At 69.8% G+C, this 16,879-nt stretch carries 15 protein-coding genes; 6 read left to right on the top strand and 9 right to left on the bottom strand.

Annotated features, from left to right (window positions below):
• Positions 1-44: 44 nt before the first annotated feature.
• The 3 genes from ACSYDW_RS02810 to ACSYDW_RS02800 form a co-directional block, all read right to left on the bottom strand.
• A complete protein-coding gene (locus tag ACSYDW_RS02810) occupies positions 45-1,889 on the bottom strand; it encodes an HNH endonuclease signature motif containing protein (RefSeq protein WP_438337174.1) in 1,845 nt (614 codons plus the stop codon).
• 243 nt (positions 1,890-2,132) lie between these two features.
• The gene (locus tag ACSYDW_RS02805) at positions 2,133-2,879 is read right to left on the bottom strand and encodes a PspA/IM30 family protein (protein ID WP_438337173.1); all 747 of its coding nucleotides are present in this window, start codon (positions 2,877-2,879) and stop codon (positions 2,133-2,135) included.
• Between the two features lie 112 nt (positions 2,880-2,991).
• Positions 2,992-5,016 (bottom strand): TPM domain-containing protein, encoded by a 2,025-nt coding sequence (locus tag ACSYDW_RS02800; RefSeq protein ID WP_438337172.1) that lies wholly within the window; start codon positions 5,014-5,016, stop codon positions 2,992-2,994.
• Positions 5,017-5,288: 272 nt separating this feature from the next.
• Between ACSYDW_RS02800 and ACSYDW_RS02795 the strand changes: the two genes are divergently transcribed.
• The 4 genes from ACSYDW_RS02795 (at position 5,289) to ACSYDW_RS02780 (ending at position 9,651) form a co-directional block, all read left to right on the top strand.
• Positions 5,289-6,932: a S1C family serine protease gene (locus ACSYDW_RS02795; RefSeq protein ID WP_438337171.1), complete on the top strand. Its 1,644-nt coding sequence runs from the start codon at positions 5,289-5,291 to the stop codon at positions 6,930-6,932.
• 175 nt (positions 6,933-7,107) lie between these two features.
• Positions 7,108-7,929: an electron transfer flavoprotein subunit beta/FixA family protein gene (locus ACSYDW_RS02790; RefSeq protein WP_438337170.1), complete on the top strand. Its 822-nt coding sequence runs from the start codon at positions 7,108-7,110 to the stop codon at positions 7,927-7,929.
• A 20-nt stretch (positions 7,930-7,949) separates the two neighbouring features.
• The gene (locus ACSYDW_RS02785; RefSeq protein WP_438337169.1) at positions 7,950-8,894 is read left to right on the top strand and encodes an electron transfer flavoprotein subunit alpha/FixB family protein; all 945 of its coding nucleotides are present in this window, start codon (positions 7,950-7,952) and stop codon (positions 8,892-8,894) included.
• A gap of 4 nt (positions 8,895-8,898) precedes the next feature.
• Complete coding sequence (locus tag ACSYDW_RS02780; protein WP_438337168.1) at positions 8,899-9,651, top strand: PIG-L deacetylase family protein; 753 nt, start codon at positions 8,899-8,901, stop codon at positions 9,649-9,651.
• 144 nt (positions 9,652-9,795) lie between these two features.
• Here the strand turns inward: ACSYDW_RS02780 and ACSYDW_RS02775 are convergent, their stop codons facing one another.
• The 4 genes from ACSYDW_RS02775 to ACSYDW_RS02760 all read right to left on the bottom strand — a co-directional run bounded on the left by ACSYDW_RS02775 (position 9,796) and on the right by ACSYDW_RS02760 (position 12,824).
• On the bottom strand, positions 9,796-10,584 hold the full coding sequence (locus tag ACSYDW_RS02775; RefSeq protein ID WP_438337167.1) for a MerR family transcriptional regulator: 789 nt from the start codon (positions 10,582-10,584) through the stop codon (positions 9,796-9,798).
• Between the two features lie 63 nt (positions 10,585-10,647).
• Entirely contained in the window at positions 10,648-11,196 is a 549-nt protein-coding gene (locus ACSYDW_RS02770) for an anti-sigma factor domain-containing protein (protein ID WP_438337166.1), read from the bottom strand.
• A gap of 127 nt (positions 11,197-11,323) precedes the next feature.
• Positions 11,324-11,794, bottom strand: coding sequence for a tRNA (cytidine(34)-2'-O)-methyltransferase (locus ACSYDW_RS02765; protein WP_438337165.1), 471 nt, complete (start codon positions 11,792-11,794; stop codon positions 11,324-11,326).
• A gap of 94 nt (positions 11,795-11,888) precedes the next feature.
• On the bottom strand, positions 11,889-12,824 hold the full coding sequence (locus ACSYDW_RS02760) for a J domain-containing protein (RefSeq protein ID WP_438337164.1): 936 nt from the start codon (positions 12,822-12,824) through the stop codon (positions 11,889-11,891).
• A 274-nt stretch (positions 12,825-13,098) separates the two neighbouring features.
• On the opposite strand from ACSYDW_RS02760, the gene ACSYDW_RS02755 reads away from it, so the two are divergent.
• Positions 13,099-14,004, top strand: coding sequence for a diacylglycerol/lipid kinase family protein (locus ACSYDW_RS02755; RefSeq protein WP_438337163.1), 906 nt, complete (start codon positions 13,099-13,101; stop codon positions 14,002-14,004).
• 52 nt (positions 14,005-14,056) lie between these two features.
• On the opposite strand, the gene ACSYDW_RS02750 is transcribed toward ACSYDW_RS02755, so the two are convergent.
• Complete coding sequence (locus ACSYDW_RS02750; protein ID WP_438337162.1) at positions 14,057-14,809, bottom strand: pyrimidine reductase family protein; 753 nt, start codon at positions 14,807-14,809, stop codon at positions 14,057-14,059.
• Positions 14,809-15,771 (bottom strand): dihydropteroate synthase, encoded by a 963-nt coding sequence (gene folP / locus ACSYDW_RS02745; protein WP_438337161.1) that lies wholly within the window; start codon positions 15,769-15,771, stop codon positions 14,809-14,811. Before folP ends, ACSYDW_RS02750 begins: the two co-directional genes overlap by 1 nt.
• A gap of 115 nt (positions 15,772-15,886) precedes the next feature.
• Here folP and ACSYDW_RS02740 point away from each other — a divergent pair, with 115 nt between their 5' ends.
• On the top strand, positions 15,887-16,810 hold the full coding sequence (locus ACSYDW_RS02740) for a hypothetical protein (RefSeq protein WP_438337160.1): 924 nt from the start codon (positions 15,887-15,889) through the stop codon (positions 16,808-16,810).
• Positions 16,811-16,879: the final 69 nt, after the last annotated feature.

The raw sequence follows: 16,879 nt of genomic DNA, 5'->3' as shown, positions 1-16,879 counted from the left end.
TCCCATAGGATCATGGGTTTTCTTGCGCCTGCGCCCGGCTCTGTTTAGAAGAGCATGGGGTCGGTGAGTGTCTGCTGTTGCCAGTGGGCGTTCCGCCGGGGTTTCTGCGAGGGATCCAGGTACCGGGGGAGTATGACCGCGGGCAGCCCCTGTTCGTTGAGCACGAGCTTGTATTGCCCCGTGTGGAACCCGTGGTGGTGGTTGGTGCAGCCGGGTCCCGTGTTGGCGATGCTGGTGGTTCCGCCGTCGGCCCATGCCTTGACGTGGCACATTTCGAGGTGCTCGGGCGGCACTGTGCAGCCCGGGACCAGGCAGCCGCCATCCCTGGCAAGGACCGCTTGGCGCATGTGGTCGGGGACGAATCGTTGCTCCCGGCCCACATCGAGGATCTGGCTCTCGCCGTTGAGGACGAGGGGGATGACTCCGGCGTTGCACAGTTCCCGGCGAAGATCCCCGGGGGACACCTCGAGCCCGTGCTGGGTGATGCCCGCCTTCTCGGAGAGCCCGAGCAAGGTGGCGAGGTGGCAATAGACGATGAGGCGGGCCTGTGGAAGGCCCGTTGTTCGTTTGCCCCCGCTGCCGCCCGGGCCTCCGGCGGCTCTCATGATATTGAGCAAGGTCTGCAACCTGCGTCTGGCCGGGGAGAGGCCGTCGGGCGCCTCCGTGGCGTCGTCGGCCTCGCCGAAAGACGTTTGCCGGGATGCCGGTGCCGCCGGCTCCGGGTGACCGTTCGTTGGCGACGGTGTGCCCGTCCCACTGCCCTGGTGTGCCTGCGCCGCGAGGCCGAGATCCGTCCATTCTGCTCGGGGTCGTTCATCGGGTGGGGTATTGGGGGCCACCGCCCATTCTGGGATGCTCGGTGCCGGGTTTCCGCTGGTCAGGTGTTCGTGGGGTGTTCTCTCGCCGTCGCAGATGTGGAGGCTTTCGGCCCGGGGCGGGGTCCCGACGGCTGCGGCGTCGCTGGCGAGGCCTTCCCTGTTTCCGGCACTGGTTCGTGGATTGTCGGAGAGCGCGAAGTGGGACAGGACCAGCTCGGCGTCCAGGTTTGTCATGGTCAGTGTGAAGTACGTGAGGTGTTCGGTGCGGCGGGTGAGCCTGAACCCGGTCTTTGCGGCAAGTTGCTCGGCGGTGGGGGTCGGCGCCGGGGCGTCCTCGAGCTCCGTTTCCACGGTCTTGAGGAGCTTGGCGGTGGCAGCAGGGCCTTGGGTGAGCAGGGAATCCAGTACCTTTTCCTCGATGGAGGCGGCGAGTTCGGATGCGTTGGTCCGTCCGGAGATCTCCGGACGCAACTTCTCGAGCCTGGAAGCGGCCCGGGTCGCCTCGACCGGACGGAGGTTTCCGGCCCTGAGTTGTGCCGCCAGCAGCGGGAATCGTGGTGGCGCGGCGGACGTCGGATCGGCCGCACCGGGAAGCATGAGGCGCACGGCCTCGAGGCGGTCGCGTGCCTCGAAATAGCCGATGGAGCAGATGTTCTGGAGAAGTTCTGCCGTGTCCTTGTGGGGAAGCCTGCCGCTCGGGACGCCGCAGGGATCCTCCGGCAGGGCGGCGTCGCCCGCCGCGAAGTCCGCCGGGTGCTCGCTGATGTCCCGCAGCTCGTTGAGCGTCTCGACGGGAAGCTCATGGGCGAGCGAGTATTGGGCCGCGCGGGCGGCAAGCAGACGGTGGTATCCGGCGCGACGGCGCGACTTTTCCAGCCCCATGTTGAGCAGGACAGCCGTCGCGGGGGAGCCGATGGCCAGTGCCGCGAGGGCCTCGGTGAGTGTATCGAGACGGTCCTGGAGTTCGAAGAAGTCTCGCAGCAGCTCTTCCCGTGACACGGCCTGTCCGGGGGTTTGAGTGGACCCGTGCCCGAGGGCGGTCCGCGAGGGGGTGGTTGCTGCGCTGCTCATGTGATCGAGCATGGGGCCGCTTGCCATATTCGGAACCATGGCAGTGCCGGTGTTGTGGAGAACCTTTGGCGGTGAGGTTCCTGGCCCGCGGCGGGGATGGTGCTGTGCGGGTAGGTGGCGTCGGAAGCGCGGGCGTGGAGCCTGCCAGGGGTATGACAATGGGCGGACACCCCGGGAACCGTGGAATGCTGCTCCGGTCCCGGGCTGTCCGCCCATTGGATTGTATGGCCTGGGTATCCCGGCCTAGAGGCCCGAACCCGGGGTGATCGACGGCGCCGCCTTGGCGCCCTTGAGTGCGGCAAGGCGAGCCTCGATCTCGGTCTGCTCGCCGAGGTCCTCGAGTGAGTTGAACTGGGCGTCGAGCGAGGAGGAGGCGAGTTCCGCGGCGCCGCGGACCCGTGCCTCTTCGCGGCGGATCTTCTCTTCGAAGCGGCTGACCTCGCTGGTGGGGTCCATGATGTCGATGCTCTTGACGGCTTCCTGGACCTGGTTCTGCGCGTGGGCCGACTTGGCGCGGGCGATCAGCTCGTCTCGCTTCGAGACCAGCTCCTGGCGCTTGGACTTCATGGCGTCCAGGCCGGTCTTGAGCTTCTCGACGATTTCACGCTGTGAGTTGATGGTCGGCTCCGCGGTCTTGGCCTCGGACTCGGACTGCATCTGTCGCTGGATGGCGACCTTTGCGAGCGAATCGAACTTGTCGGCGTTGGCGCTGTCACCGGCGGTGCGGAATTCGTCGGCCTTCGAGGATGCCGCAAGTGCCTTGTTGCCCCAGTCGGCGGCCGCGTTCACGTCCTCGCGGTAGTCGTCCTCGATCATGCGCAGGTTGCCGATGGTCTGGGCAACGGCTGTTTCCGCTTCGGCGATGTTATCCGTGTAGTCACGGACCATCTGGTCGAGCATCTTCTGCGGGTCCTCCGCCGAATCCAGCATGGCATTGATGTTTGCCTTGGCCAGCTGCGAGATACGACCAAAAATAGACTGCTTTGCCACGATGAGACCTTTCGTTGGTGGTTACTTGAGGTGTTTCGTTTGATTCCTGCGGCCCCGTTGCCGGGGCCGGTCCTGCAATCCGTGGGGATCCTGGTGGATCCGTGGCCGCCGGCTAGAAGCTACCGCCTCCGCCGTCGAAGCCGCCGCTTCCGCCGAATCCGCCTCCGTCTCCGCCACCGAAGCCGCCGAAGCCGCCTCCGCCGAAGATGCCGCCCCCGCCGCCGTCACCGTGGCCGTGGCTGCCGCCGCGCAGGATCGAGTCGATGAGGATGCCGCCGAGGATGGCCCCGCCGAGTCCGTTGCCGCCACCGCCGCCGAAACCTCCGCCGCCGCCACCGAAGCCATTGACATCGGATTCAGCCTGGCGTGCCGCCTGGTCCGCCAGCGCCGAGGCCTGTTCCGCATAGGCAAGCGCCGAGGCGGGGTCGGAGGCAGCGGTGCGCAGTGCCTCGTCAAGGTTCCGCTGGGCCTCGGCCAGGCGGGTGCGGGCGGTCGCCCCCACTCCACCGCGGCGGGCGCGGATGAACTCGTCGGTGCCCTTGATCTTCATCTGAGCGGTTCGCACCGCGGCCTGGAGCTGCTCCGCTGCGCGGCGAGCCCGCTCCTGCTGGTCCCGGATCTGGTTGAGCTGCTCGTTGAGCGGTGCGCTGCCTTCGGTGACGGCGGTGATCAGGGCGACGGGGTCGATCCGGCCTGTGGAAACCTGGGCCTGGACCGAAGAGAGGGCCGACTCGAGGGCGGCTACCGAACCGGCGAGTTCCGGGTTGTTGCCGTTGGCCAGCAAGGCCCGGGCCTGGGCAAGGTCCTGTGCGGAGGACGAGACGAGCGACTCCAGGTCCTTGCGGGCGTTCTCGAGGTCCGCATCGGTGTGCTCGATGGCATCGAGCAGCACGGTGGCCTGGTGCACGGCGTCCTCGCCGGCGCGGATGGCGACGGCAGCCTCCGGCAGGGTGCCCTCGGCGATCTTCGCCTCCGCCGTCAGGACCGCGGTATGGGCAAAGTCGAGCCTGTCGTTGGCCTCGGAGATGTTCGTGTTGACCTGGTGGAGGGCGCTGTCCGCGTAGCGTGCGGAAAGGTCGGCAAGCTCCGCCTTGGCCGTGCCGACACGTTCGCGCAGCGGGTCGAGGCCTGCCTTCAGCGACGCCACGGCGGCTGGGGCGTTGGCCTCGAGCTCGCGCAGCGAGGCGAATTCGGCGCTGTGCTGTTCGAGGGTTTCGTTGACTGCCTCGCAGCGGCGGATGATTTCGCCCAGCCAGGAGCGTTGTTCGGCCTCGGTGTCGGGAATCTCGTCGTCAAGCTGCTGCTGTAGCTTGAAGGACGCGGACATGTGTTCCTTCGCGGCCTCGATGTCCGCGGCGAAGGGCTTGATGGCGTCGTCGCCGAACTGCGCCTGGGCGAAGCCCAGTTCCTGCTCGCTGGAGCGGATGGCGTCGTCGGCGGCGATGAGCAGGCCGCCGGCCTTGGTGCGCAACTCCGGGACGCTCATCGAGGCGAGCGGGTCGATCGGTTGGCCGTCGGGGCCGGTGGCCACCTGCGGGGCCCCTCCGGTGAGTTTTTTGCGGCGGGTCAGCGCCCAGGCCGTGGCGCCTCCGGCGACGACCACGCCACCCACGACCCACCAGCCGGCGCCGGATCCGCTGGAGGTGGGTGACTTGCCCTTGGCGACGTTCTCGATGCCGGTGGCCGCGCCAATCGCGGCACCTGCCCAGTCGTCCTTCGAAAGCGCCGGCGACACCAGCTTTGTATAGATTTCCTGGGCGTTTTCCGCTCCGATGGCGCCGTTGTTGGCGGCCGATAGCTGCCCCTGGCGCGACTCGACGGCCACTGCCAGGACCGAGTCGTTGGTTCCCATGCCCTTGGCTTCGGCCACCTTGGTGATCCAGTCCACGGGTTTTGTGGGGTTCGTGAAGGTGTCGACGTAGATCACGAACAGGTTCTGCCCGGTCTCGGTGCGCAGCTGGGTCACGGCGTCGGTGACTTCCGACTTGGAGGAACCCAGGACGCCGGCATCGTCGATGACGAACTGCCCCGGCGGGATCGTCACCGGATCGGTGGCGGATGCGGCGGGCGCAAAGATGAATACGGACAAGATTCCTGCAGCGGCGGCCTGAGCCAACCGCCGGGTCAACAACTTCATGGTTTTCCTTCACCCTTGCTTGAGTCGCCGCAGAATACTTGGCAAAGCACGTAGTGAAACCACCATATGCCCTGATTTCTGCTAACGATGTTGATTCTATGGCCGGGACCGGTGCGAGTCCACGAAAACCGCCGTGCACCGGTGAATTGTGCAGCCAAGCACGGCAAGCTCACAGGATCTACTCAGGTGCCACTTTTCGCTGCCACAGTTCCGGAGGGCATAGTTGTAACCAAGAAGAGCAGTCAGGCACCACCAGCATCGGAAGGTTAACGATGAGCGAGAACGAGTTTGAGCAGCCGAAGGCACCGGAGACCCCGGACCAGGCAGGCACCCCGGACCAGGCAGGCACCCCGGCGCCGCAGCGCCCCGTGACGCCGCCCGCGGCCCCCGGCCAGGAAGCCCCCGTGTCCAAGATCGACGGTGCCGTCGACCAGACGCAGGCCATTCCGCGGCACAGCGCCGACGCCCCGGCCTCCGCCACGTCGGCAGCGCCGGCAGCACCGGGCGCCGGAAGCGCACCCGAAACCTCCGCCTACGCCGGTGTTTCGGGAGCCCACGCAGCGGCAGCGGCCCACGGGGCGACCCAGGGCGCGGCACAGCCCCCCTACGGCACGCCAGCTTCCCCGTACGGCACGCCGACCCACGCAGAGCAGAACTCGGCGTTCGGCGTCCCCTCGCCGGTTCCGCCGGCCCAGCGGAGCGCGCCGAAGAAGTTCACCTCCGGCGTGTTGGTCCTGGGCATGGTCGCCGCCGCCCTTGTGGGTGCCGGCAGTGCCGTGGGAGCAAACGCCCTGATGAACCCGGCTTCGTCGATCTCGAGCACCGGAAGCCAGACACCGCAGAGCGGCGTCGTCATCAACAACCCGGAAAACGTCACGGCCGTCACCGCGGCCGCCGCCAAGGCCAGCCCGAGCGTCGTGACCATCGACGTGACGGGCAGCAGTGCCTCGGGCTCCGGCTCGGGCATCATCCTGGACGCCGAGGGACACATCCTGACCAACACCCACGTGGTGACCCTCGGTGGAACCACGGCGAGCCCGAAGATCGCCGTGCGGATGTCCGATGGCAAGGTCTACAACGCCACGCTGGTGGGCACCGACCCGCTCTCCGACCTCGCCGTGATCAAGGTCGACGCGCAGGGCCTGACCCCGGCGACGCTCGGCTCGTCCGCGGATTTGAACGTCGGGGACACCGCGGTGGCCATCGGCGCCCCGCTGGGCCTGAGCGGAACCGTCACCGACGGCATCATCTCCACATTGAACCGCACGATCTCCGTCGCCTCCTCGGCGGTGCCGGAACAGAGCGAGGGCACCGACCAGAACGACAACAACCAGTTCAACTTCCAGTTCCCGGGTGCCCCGCAGCAACAGCAGCAGAGCTCCCAGGGCTCGATCTACATCAACGTGATCCAGACCGACGCGGCCATCAACCACGGCAACTCCGGCGGCGCGCTGGTCGACGCCAACGGCGACATCATCGGCGTGAACGTGGCCATCGCCTCCTCCGGGTCGGGCACCAGCGACTCGGGCGACAGCGGGTCCATCGGCGTCGGCTTCGCCATCCCGATCGACTACGCCAAGCGCATCGCCGACGACCTGATCGCCAACGGCAAGGCCACCCACGGCATGCTCGGCGTGACGGTGCAGGCCAAGCCGGCGGACGTGAAGGACGGCAACTCCTCCTTCAGCGTCGGTGCGCAGGTCAAGGACGTCGTGTCGGGCAGCGCCGGTGCCAAGGCCGGGCTGAAGGCCGGGGACATCATCACCGGGGTCGGCGACCGGGTGATCTCCGACAGCAGCTCGCTGACCGCGGCGATCCGCGAGGTCCCGGCCGGCGGCCAGGTGACGATTCATTACACCCGCAACGGTCAGCAGGCGTCGACCGACGCGACCGTGGGGGCCTCGACGGCTTCATAATCCCCGCAGGGGGCAACAAATAGTCACACCGCGGGCAGCGGGTCCGGAACATTTCGGGCCCGCTGTTCGTGCGCCACGCCCTCCCGCGGTGCACGGCTAACATGTAAGGGGTGCCTTTTCCCGCAGCGCGGGCAAGCACGGGCACCGCATCCGGACACTTCTAGGAAAGGCAGCAATGAGCCAGCTGACAGGCGCTCCATTGAGGATCCTCGTACTCGTCAAACACGTCCCGGACGTGCAATTCGAACGCCACCTGGGCGGCGCGGACCTGCGCCTGGACCGCAAGGACTCGGTGCTCTCCGAACTTGACGAATACGCGATCGAGGCGGCGCTGCAGCTTGCCGAGTCGCGCGGCGGGGCCGCCGCCGGCAGCACCGTCACGGCCCTGTCCATGGGACCCGAGGCCGCGGCGAACGCCGTGAAGAAGGCGCTGCAGATGGGCGCCACCGACGGCGTGCACCTGTGCGACGACGCGTTGGCGGGTTCCGACGCCGGGGCCACCTCGCTGGCCCTCGCGGCGGCGGTGCGCCACCTGGGCGACTTCGACCTGGTCGTCACCGGCATGGCCGCGACCGACGCGGAGACCTCGTTGGTGCCGGCGCAGCTGGCCGAGCGGCTGGGCCTGGCCCAGCTGACCCAGGTGGCCCGCGTCGAGCTCGACGCGGACTCCACCACGGTGCGTGCCGTGCGCGAGACAGACAAGGCCGCGCTGGGCCTCGAGGCCGAGCTGCCGGTGCTGCTCTCGGTCACCGACCAGGCCAACGAGCCGCGCTACCCGAACTTCAAGGGCATCATGGCGGCGAAGAAGAAGACCATCACGGTGCTCACCCTCGCGGACATCGGGCTCGAGGCCGAGCAGGTAGGGGCCGCCGGCTCGGCGACCGCGGTGCTCGAGGTGCAGGCGCGCCCGGCGCGCACCGCCGGAACCGTCATCACCGATTCGGGCAACGCCGGCGTCGAGCTCGTCGACTTCCTGGCCGCGGCGAAGCTGATCTAGCAATTCTCGAGGGGAACAACATGTCACACATTCTTGTCTACATCCCGGCGCCCGCCGCCGTCCCGACCAAGTCGCAGCGCGAGCTGCTGACCCTCGCCGGAACGCTCGGCGAGGTCCGCGCGGTGCTCGGCGCCGAGGCCGACGACGCGGCACGCGCCGGGCTGGCCGCCTGGGGCGCCACCGGGTTCTACGCGGCAGCGGCAAGCGATGCGCTGGTGGCCCCGCAGGCCGCCCTGCTGGCCGCCGCCGCCCGGGACTTTGCCGCCACCGCGGTGCTGCTGCCCAACGACAGCCACGGCCGCGAGGTCGCGGCCCGCGCCGGAGTGAAGCTCGACGCCGGGGTCGTCACCGACGCCATCGACGTCGACGCGGACCTGGTGGTCGGCAAGTCGGTGCTGGCCGGCAGCTACACCGTGCGGGTGAAGGCCACGCGCGGCCCGGTGCTCGTGACGCTGAAGCCCAACAGCGTGCACCTGCCCGCCGCGGAGCCGGCCGCAGCGACCCCCGCGGACATCCGGTTCCTGGAGACCGGCGAGCCGGGCCCGGCCGCCCGGATCACCGGCACCGTTGAACGCACGGCCTCGGGCCGCCCGGAGTTGTCCGAGGCCCGCTTCGTGGTGGCCGGCGGGCGCGGCGTCGACGGGGATTTCGGCCCCGTCGAGGACCTTGCCGACGCCCTGGGGGCCGCCATCGGAGCGTCCCGTGCCGCCACCGACGCCGGGTGGATCGACCACTCGGCGCAGATCGGGCAGACGGGCAAGACCGTGTCCCCGCAGCTGTACGTCTCCGCGGGCATCTCCGGGGCGATCCAGCAGAAGGCCGGCATGCAGTCCTCCACCTACATCGTCGCGGTGAACAAGGACCCGGACGCCCCGGTGTTCGAGATCGCGGACCTGGGCATCGTCGGGGACCTGGCCCAGGTGCTGCCGCAGGCCGCCGCCGAGATCCGCCGGCGCAAGGGCTAGGGGCATGGTCTTCGACCCGGCCCTGCACCCCGTGAAGCGGGTGCTCTGCTTCGGCGCGCATCCCGACGACCTCGACTTCGGCGCCTCGGGCACCGTGGCGGCCTGGACCGCCGCGGGCGTGCACGTCGAATACTGCATCATGACCGACGGCGATGCCGGCGGGTTCGACGAGCGCACCGCGGCGGAGATCACCGCCACCCGGCACGTCGAACAGCGGGCCGCCGCCGCCCTCGTGGGAGTCGACACCGTGCACTTCCTGGGCGAGCGCGACGGCTACCTGGAACCCACCCACGCGGTGCAGAAGCGCATCGTCGAGCTGATCCGCACGGTGCGCCCGGAGGTGGTGCTGGCCATGCACCCGGAGCGGAACTGGGAGCGCATCCAGCGCTCGCACCCCGACCACCTGGCCTGCGGCGAGGCGGTGACCCGCGCGATCTACCCGGCCGTGGAGAACCCGTTCGCCTACCCGGAACTTGAGGAAGCCGGGCTGCACGCCTACAAGCTGCCCTGGCTGTGGCTCTACGGGGCGCCGACGGAGCGCGAAAACCACGCGGTGGACATCAGCGGGGTCTTTGAACTCAAGCTGGAGGCGCTGCGCCAGCACCTGAGCCAGCACCCGGACGTCCCGGCGATGGAGCGCTACGTGCGCTCCCAGTGCCTGGCCAAGGCCCGGGAGTACGGATTGGCCGAAGGGGCGCTGGCCGAGGCCTTCCACGTGGTGGCGGTCAACGCGGCGGACACCATCGCCGGGTTCTGAGCCCAGCGCCGGCATGCTGCGGCAGGCACGGCCGGGACGGGAAAAGCACGGGGCCAAGCGTGGAAATCCACGCTTGGCCCCGTGCTTTGTGCTGCCGGCCCTGCTACTAACCCGGCTGCTGCCGGGCGGTTTCCCGCCTGCGCGCTACGCCTCGAAGCGTTCCGGGGAGGCCTCGGCGTAGTGGGCGATGGCGGCCGCCAGCAGGCGCGCGACGCCCGGGCGCGGGGTGCCGTGCTTCGGCGCGTCGTAGGAGGCGGTGAAGCGGGCATCGGCCACGTACATTTCCCCGAGGCCCGCATAGGCCTCGGGGCCGGGGGTCCAGCTGTGGCAGACCCAGGCGTGGTGGCGGGCGACCGTCTCCTGCACCTCCGGGTCGCCCGGTCCCAGCCCGGCGCCGAGGGCCTCGTACAGGGCGTCGGCGATGGCCTCGTGCTCGGCCAGCAGGGCCTCGCGGCCCCCGGGGCCCAGCGCGCGCAGCCGCGCGTTGCCGTCGTCCACTGCCCGGTTGCCCCAGCGCTCCCGCGCCTCGGCCTCGTAGGGGTTCGGCCCGAAGCCGTCGAATGCCTGTGCGGGGTCCATGTCTTCTCCTGACTGAAGGTGTGCGATGGTGGCACGCACGCTCGCCGCCATGGCGTCGAGCCGCTCGCGCTCGGCATCCAGCCACCCGGCGTGGGCGGCGAGGGCCTTGAGCTCGTCCTGCTGCCCGTCGAGCACCGAGGAAATGGTCTCGAGGGACAGCCCCAGCTCCTTCAGCAGCAGGATGCGCTGCAGGCGCAGCACTTCGGGCGGGCCGTAGAAACGGTAGCCGTTGGCGGCGGTGAAGGACGGGGCGAGCAGGCCGATGGCGTCGTAGTGGCGCAGGGTCCGGGTGGTGATTCCCGAATCCCTGGCCAGCTGCGAGATGCCGTACCCGGCGGGGTGGTGGTGCCTCATGCGATCCAGCGTAGGAGTTGACGTAGCGTCAAGGTCAAGACGCGGTGCGCGGGCCGGTTCCCGCTACTTGGAGGCGGGGGTTTCCAGCACGGCCAGCGGCTCGGTGGAAGGGGTGCTGCTGCCCTCGGCCGGTTCGATGGTGACCATCACGGAGCCGACGTTCGCCGCCCCGTTGAATCCCTCGGTGGCGCTCTGGGCGCCGGACTCGACGGTCGACAGGAGCGTGGCGCGGTCGGACGCGGCGTCGATGAGCCACACCGTGTAGCGTTCCGAGCCGTCGATGGCCGGAAGCCCGGTCAGGGCGATGGACCCGGCGTCGGCCTTGGCGGAGGTGCCAAGCACAGCGTGCCCGCCGCCCTCCAGGTCCGCCTGCACCACGACCTTGTCCTTGGCGCCCTCGACCTGCGAGACGTAGTTCTTGGGTATCAGGTTGGCCAGCAGGATGACGACGCCGATGAGGATGACGGCGAGGCCGGCCACGACAAACACCCACTTCTGCAACGGCCTGCGGGTGGTTTCGGAGTCGGTGGACACTTGGTCCACGAGATCCATGCCGAGGTCGTCGTTGTCGTCGTCACGATGCCCCGGGTACATGGGATCGGTGCCGCTCATGGTGTGCCATCCTTCGGGTGGTTTTCGGTAAGCCGGATCCGGCCACCAGTAAGCATAGGGGAAAAGGCTATGCGTTGAGTGTGTGCCGGCCGCGAGCCGGCTTGGTGCGGTGCGCCGCCCCGGTGCGCTACTTGGTGCTCGCCGCGGCGAAACCGTGCTGGCGCCAGGCCTCGTAGAGGGCGATCGAGGCGGAGTTTGCGAGGTTCAGCGAGCGGCGGGCCTCCAGCATGGGCAGGCGTACCGTGGAGGTCACGTGCGGGTCCGCCTTGACCCCTGCCGGCAGCCCGACGGACTCGGGTCCGAACATCAGCACGTCGCCGGGCCGGTAGGCGACGTCGGTGTACAGGGTCTCGCCCTCGGAGGTGAAGGCGAAGACGCGCTCGGGGGCCAGTGCCGCCCAGGCCGACTCGAGGTCCTTGTGCACTGTGACGACGGCGAGGTCGTGGTAGTCCAGGCCCGCGCGGCGCAGCTTGGAGTCCTCGAAGTCGAAGCCCAGCGGCTCCACCAGGTGCAGCTCGGCGCCTGTCACGGCGGCCAGTCGGATGGCGTTGCCGGTGTTGCCGGGGATTTCGGGGGTGTAGAACAGGATGCGAAACACGGGGGTCCAGCCTTCGGGTGGTGAGTGAACGGTGTAGTGGTGAACGGTGTGTGGGGGTGGGAAGGGAACCCGGAGTGGACCCGGGGAGGCGGCGCTAGTACATGCCGCCGAGCAGCCGGGCGAGCACCGAGCGGTCCACGAGGTTCGGGGCCGGTCCGGTGCCCAGGAACATCTTCATCTCGCGCACCAGGTTCACGGCGTTGACGACGTTGGAGGTGCTGGTGGGGCCGGGTTCCCCGCCGCGGGCGTAGTCGATGACGGGCTCGTGCAGGTTGCCGTCGGGGGAGTGGATCACCGTCCACCCCGTGACGTTGAGCTCGGGGAACAGCGCTTGCATCCGGTGCACCGTCGGGGCGATGCGCGGCGGGTCGATGTGCTTGCCGTCGCGGAAGAGCGAGGCCCCGTCCCAGCGGTACACGCCGCGGGGCAGCAGCATCGAATGCACGATGGCCAGCCGGTAGCCGCCGAGCAGCGCATGGTCGATGTATCCGCCGCCCGGGGCATGCAGCCCGTTGACAAGCCGGGTGGAGGGCAGCGCCGGGAGCAGTTGGCGCGAGAGCAGTTGGACCGTCCGCGCCTCGCGGGCCAGCCGGGCGTGCGCGCCGAAGATGCCGCGCTTGCGGGGTGCCCCGTGGATCTGCTGGAGGGACTTGGCCTTTTCCAGCGGCGAGTCGGGGGATTCGAGCAGCGGGGGAACGAACACCGTGGGGTCCGAGGCGGAGGAACGCGGGGCGTTCGACTCGAAGCGCATCGAGGCACCGGCGTCGTCGGCCGGCCCGTAGGTGCCCGCGGAAGGGGCCTTGCCGCGCAGGTAGCTGGACTCGGTGCCGTAGCTGCGGTCGTAGCGCGCGCGGGCCGCCGGGTCGCTGAGCGTCTCGTAGGCCAGGGTCACGGCACCGAAGTCCTCGGCGTTCCCGCCGTGGTCCGGGTGCGTCGCCCGGGCGGCCTTGCGGTAGGCGGTCTTGATCTCCGTGGCGCTTGCGGTGCGCGCGATGCCCAGGACCTCGTAGTGGGTTCGACGCTGGGCCACGGGTGGAAGACCTTTCGCTGGTGACAGGGGGCTTGGCCCCGACCGCGTCCCGGGGTGCGGGGGACAGGGCGGGGACGGAACCGGTGCTCCTGAAATCCTACCGGTTGGGCCTTGTGGCGCTAAACTTTCCCGGCCGCGCAAGGCCCGCGTGTTGGCGGGCCGGCGCAAGTCCGCGCAGTCCGGCGCCACCCGAAGGGCACCCCGCGCGGCATCTCACGAAGGCTGCACGTCACGAAGGTTGCGCAGCGGGCGGGCCGGCACGTATTTTCGGCGGATGCCCCCGGAACAAAACCAACGTGTCATCGTCGCCGCCAACCGCAGCGCAGGAACCGGCCGCGGCCATCGCGCCGTGGATCGCACCATGGCCGCGCTGGCCGCCCGCGGCATCGACGCCGAGCTCCTCGAGGCGCCAAGCTATGCGCACCTGCAGCAGGAGGCGGGCCGCAGGGTTGCCGAAGGCATCGGGGCGCTGGTCGTCGTCGGCGGGGACGGCATGGTGCACCTGGGCTTCAACGCCGTCGCCACCACCGGGACGCCGCTGGGGGTGGTTCCGGCGGGCACCGGCAACGACTTTGCCCGGATGCTGGGACTCGGCCCGAAGGTGCCCGAGATCGCCGTCGAGCGCATCGCCCGTGCCCTGGAGGCCGGCCCCCGCCCCGTCGACGCGGCACGGGTGAGCGGGGCGTTCGGCAGCAGGTACGTCGCCGGGGTGTTCAGTGCGGGCTTCGACGCGGTGGTCAACGAGCGCGCCAACGCGATGCGCTGGCCGCGCGGCGCCCAGCGCTACAACCTGGCGCTGCTGCGCGAGCTCGTCGCCTTCAGGCCGCGCAGCTACACGCTGGAGATCGACGGGAAGGGCGAACGGCTGCGGGCCATGATGGTGTCCGTTGCTAACGCGCAGTACATCGGCGGGGGCATGCGGATCGTGCCGCAGGCCAGCATCACCGACGGGATGCTGGACCTGGTGGTCATCGCCCCGCTGGGCAGGCTGCGGTTCCTGGGGATCTTCCCGTCGGTGTTCTCCGGCAGGCACATCGCCCACCCGGCGGTGCGCATCGAACAGGTCCGCCGCCTGCGCCTGCTGGCGGCGGACACGCGCGGGTTCGGTGACGGCGAGGAGGTCGGGGCGCTGCCCGTGGAGATCGAGGTGGCCCCGGGGGCCGTGCAGCTGCTGTTCTAGGTTCCACATGCGTGGATCCGGTGCCCCGGCTCCGGCGTCGGAATCAACAAGGTCAGGCGAGGGGCCCGCGGCGGTATTCGGCCAGCAGGTTGCCGTCCTCCTCCAGCAGTCCGTGCAGCGCCAGCCGGTGCAGCGGGCTGTCCGGGTTCCCGGCACTGATGCGCCCCGAGTCGCCGCCGGCCACCAGCGGCGCGGTGGTGAGGCAAAGGCTGTCGATGGCGTTGGCGTGCTGGAAGGAGCCGAGCAGATGCGGCCCGCCCTCGGCGTGGATGACGCGGTGCCCGCGGGCGCCCAGCATCTCGCGCAGCCACAGCGGGTCGACGGCGGAGCCGGGAAGCGGGCTGCGCACCACCTCGGCCACGGAGGACAGCGCCGCCGCCCGGGAAGTGTCTGCCGAGGCGGAGGTCAGGATCAGGATCTCGCCGGGGTTCCGCGCGAAGAGTTCGCCGGTTTCATCAAGGTCGAGGCGCCCGGAGACGACGGCCAGCACGGGGCGTTCGGGCATGCCGCGGGCCAGGCGCCAGGCGCGCGACGCGTCGTCAACCAGTTCGCCCTCGTAGCCCTCGGCCCGCACGGTTCCGGCGCCCACCAGGATCACATCGGCGAACCGGCGCAACAGGGAGAAGACGCGCTTGTCCGCTGGCGAACCCAGGGGCGCGGAGAGCCCGCGGTGGGTGGCCGCACCGTCGATGCTGGCCACGAAGTTGAACCGGACGAACGGTGCGGTGCCGGGCGGGGGAGCGTAGAAACCCAGCAGCTGGGCGTCGTCGGGATCCGCCACGTGCCCCGGATAGAGCCGCTGCATCAGGCGTCGGCCTCCGCGGAAATGCTCTCCGACTCGGCAGCCGTGCGCCCGGGGTGGGCGGGTGCGTTGACATCACCCATGTTGTGCTTCAGGTAGGCGGGCTCGCGCCAGCCCATGGCGGCCTCCAGCAGGCGGACCGCGGAGGCGGACTCCGGGATGTTGTGCATCCTGATGATCCGGGCCCCGTTCATGATGCACATGGCCGCGGCGGCCAGGGAGCCGGCGGTGCGCTCGGCCTTGGGCAGGTCCAGCGTCTCGCCGATGAAGTCCTTGTTCGACACCGCGGCAAGCGCCGGGTAGCCCAGCGCGGCAATCGACTCGAACCCGGAGGTCAGTGCCAGGGTGTGCAGGGTGTTCTTGTTCAGGTCGTGGCCGGGGTCGATGACCAGCTTGTCCTCGGCGATGCCCAGCGAGCGGGCCAGTTCCACCTTGGTGCGCAGGTAGTGCGCGACCTCGGCGACGACGTCGTCGTAGTGCGGGCGGGGGTAGATGGTCCGCGGGGCCGCCAGCGAGTGGGTGAGCACCAGGTGCACTCCGGCATCCGCCACCACCCGCCCGAGCTCCGGGTTGCTCAGCCCCGTGGTGTCGTTGATGACGTCGGCCCCGGCCTCGATGGCCGCCGCGGCGACCTCCGGCAGGAAGGTGTCCGCGGAGATGACGACGTCGGAGACGGCGCGCACGGCCGCGATCACCGGGACCACGCGCTGTGCCTCCTCCTGCCAGCCGAGCGCCGGGCCGGGGGAGAAGGGCACCCCGCCGATGTCGATCCAGTCCGCCCCCGCGTCAACGGCGGCAAGGGCCGCATCCACCGCGGCCTGCAGGGCGAAGGTCGCCCCGCCGTCGTAGAAGCTGTCCGGGGTGCGGTTGATGATCGCCATCAGGGCGATGCTCGAGGAGAAGTCGATGCTCCGGTGGCCGAAGTGGTGCACCGGGTGTCGCAGCGGCGGTAGGTACATGCCCATGTTGTGTTGCTCCCTTGACGCAGTTGATCCATTCATACCAGCTGGCAGGCGGGTTCGGGGTGTTTTGCGTCGCACCCGCCCCACCCGCGGCGGGAATCCTCGGTAACCTGTTGGCATGACTTTGAACTTTGCGGGACCCGCGGCAGGTGGCTGGATTCTCGATGCGCTCACGGCGCAGGCGGCCGAGCCCGGGGCTGCGGACCTCGTGGCGGGGCAGGTGCCCTCCGGCTACGAGGCCTACGCGCGCATCTTCCACCCGGCGTTGGGCCTGGACGGCGAGGCCGTGCGCTGGGGCAGGATCGCCGCGGGGCGCGGCACCACCATGCACGGCGGGGCGCAGTTCACGCCGGTCTCCGGCATCGGGGAGGACGGCATCGCCCTGGTGGAGGACGCCTGGGAGGGCGAGGCTCCCTCCGGCGACGGGCTGTCCGCCGCGGACCTCGCGGCACTGGCACCGATCCTTGCCGCGCACACGCCGGGGGCCGGGAAACTCTACCTGGCGCTGTGGAACGGGCTGGCGTTCATCCACGGCGGGGACCGGATCGAGGTGTTGCACGACGACGACCCGGAGCTCGGCGCCGAGGAAAACGCCGCGCGCCGGGAGGCCGCCAACGCCGAGGCCAAGCGACCCGCCTTCTCCGAGGAGGTCCGCAACGGACCGACCCTGCAGATGGGCTCGGGCTACCGCGCCTACTATGTTTTCGAAGGTACGTTCGAAGACCTGGCCAGTCCGCTGTGGGCACGCACCTCCGAAGGCGAGCAGCGCCAGGCCCCCAACCTGGCCTGGCCGGAGGACAGGTCCTGGCTGCTGTCCACCGAGCTCTACGAGGATTCCAGCATCGTCGCCGGTTCCCGGGCGCTCGTCGACGCGCTGCTCGCCAGCGCGGAACTCGAGGCCCACGAGGTCTTCATCGACACCCGCCTGGACCTGGAGGGGGACGCGGTGAATCCGATGCCCGTCGCTCCAGAGGTAGATGACGACGACGACGATGACGACGATGCCCGCCGCGGGACCCTCGAGGACGGTTTCACCGCCTAGCCGCTCCGTTGCCGGGCACTGCTCCCGGCCACCGAACGGGTCGGGAGCAGCGCTTGTGAGCAAGGCCTC

It is taken from the genome of Paeniglutamicibacter selenitireducens, from assembly GCF_051550675.1.
Taxonomy (GTDB): Bacteria; Actinomycetota; Actinomycetes; order Actinomycetales; family Micrococcaceae; genus Paeniglutamicibacter.
Note: the sequence above shows the minus strand (reverse complement) of the source record. Positions and strands in the feature narration are given on the sequence as shown.

What these genes read in the sequence shown, in the direction of transcription:
- ACSYDW_RS02800 (WP_438337172.1), bottom strand. Translation starts at nt 5,016, where the DNA reads ATGAAGTTGTTGACCCGGCGGTTGGCTCAGGCCGCCGCTGCAGGAATC.
- ACSYDW_RS02795 (WP_438337171.1), top strand. Translation starts at nt 5,289, where the DNA reads ATGAGCGAGAACGAGTTTGAGCAGCCGAAGGCACCGGAGACCCCGGAC.
- ACSYDW_RS02785 (WP_438337169.1), top strand. Translation starts at nt 7,950, where the DNA reads ATGTCACACATTCTTGTCTACATCCCGGCGCCCGCCGCCGTCCCGACC.
- ACSYDW_RS02810 (WP_438337174.1), bottom strand. Translation starts at nt 1,889, where the DNA reads ATGAGCAGCGCAGCAACCACCCCCTCGCGGACCGCCCTCGGGCACGGG.
- folP (WP_438337161.1), bottom strand. Translation starts at nt 15,771, where the DNA reads ATGGGCATGTACCTACCGCCGCTGCGACACCCGGTGCACCACTTCGGC.
- ACSYDW_RS02790 (WP_438337170.1), top strand. Translation starts at nt 7,108, where the DNA reads ATGAGCCAGCTGACAGGCGCTCCATTGAGGATCCTCGTACTCGTCAAA.
- ACSYDW_RS02770 (WP_438337166.1), bottom strand. Translation starts at nt 11,196, where the DNA reads ATGAGCGGCACCGATCCCATGTACCCGGGGCATCGTGACGACGACAAC.
- ACSYDW_RS02750 (WP_438337162.1), bottom strand. Translation starts at nt 14,809, where the DNA reads ATGCAGCGGCTCTATCCGGGGCACGTGGCGGATCCCGACGACGCCCAG.
- ACSYDW_RS02780 (WP_438337168.1), top strand. Translation starts at nt 8,899, where the DNA reads ATGGTCTTCGACCCGGCCCTGCACCCCGTGAAGCGGGTGCTCTGCTTC.
- ACSYDW_RS02755 (WP_438337163.1), top strand. Translation starts at nt 13,099, where the DNA reads ATGCCCCCGGAACAAAACCAACGTGTCATCGTCGCCGCCAACCGCAGC.
- ACSYDW_RS02775 (WP_438337167.1), bottom strand. Translation starts at nt 10,584, where the DNA reads ATGAGGCACCACCACCCCGCCGGGTACGGCATCTCGCAGCTGGCCAGG.
- ACSYDW_RS02740 (WP_438337160.1), top strand. Translation starts at nt 15,887, where the DNA reads ATGACTTTGAACTTTGCGGGACCCGCGGCAGGTGGCTGGATTCTCGAT.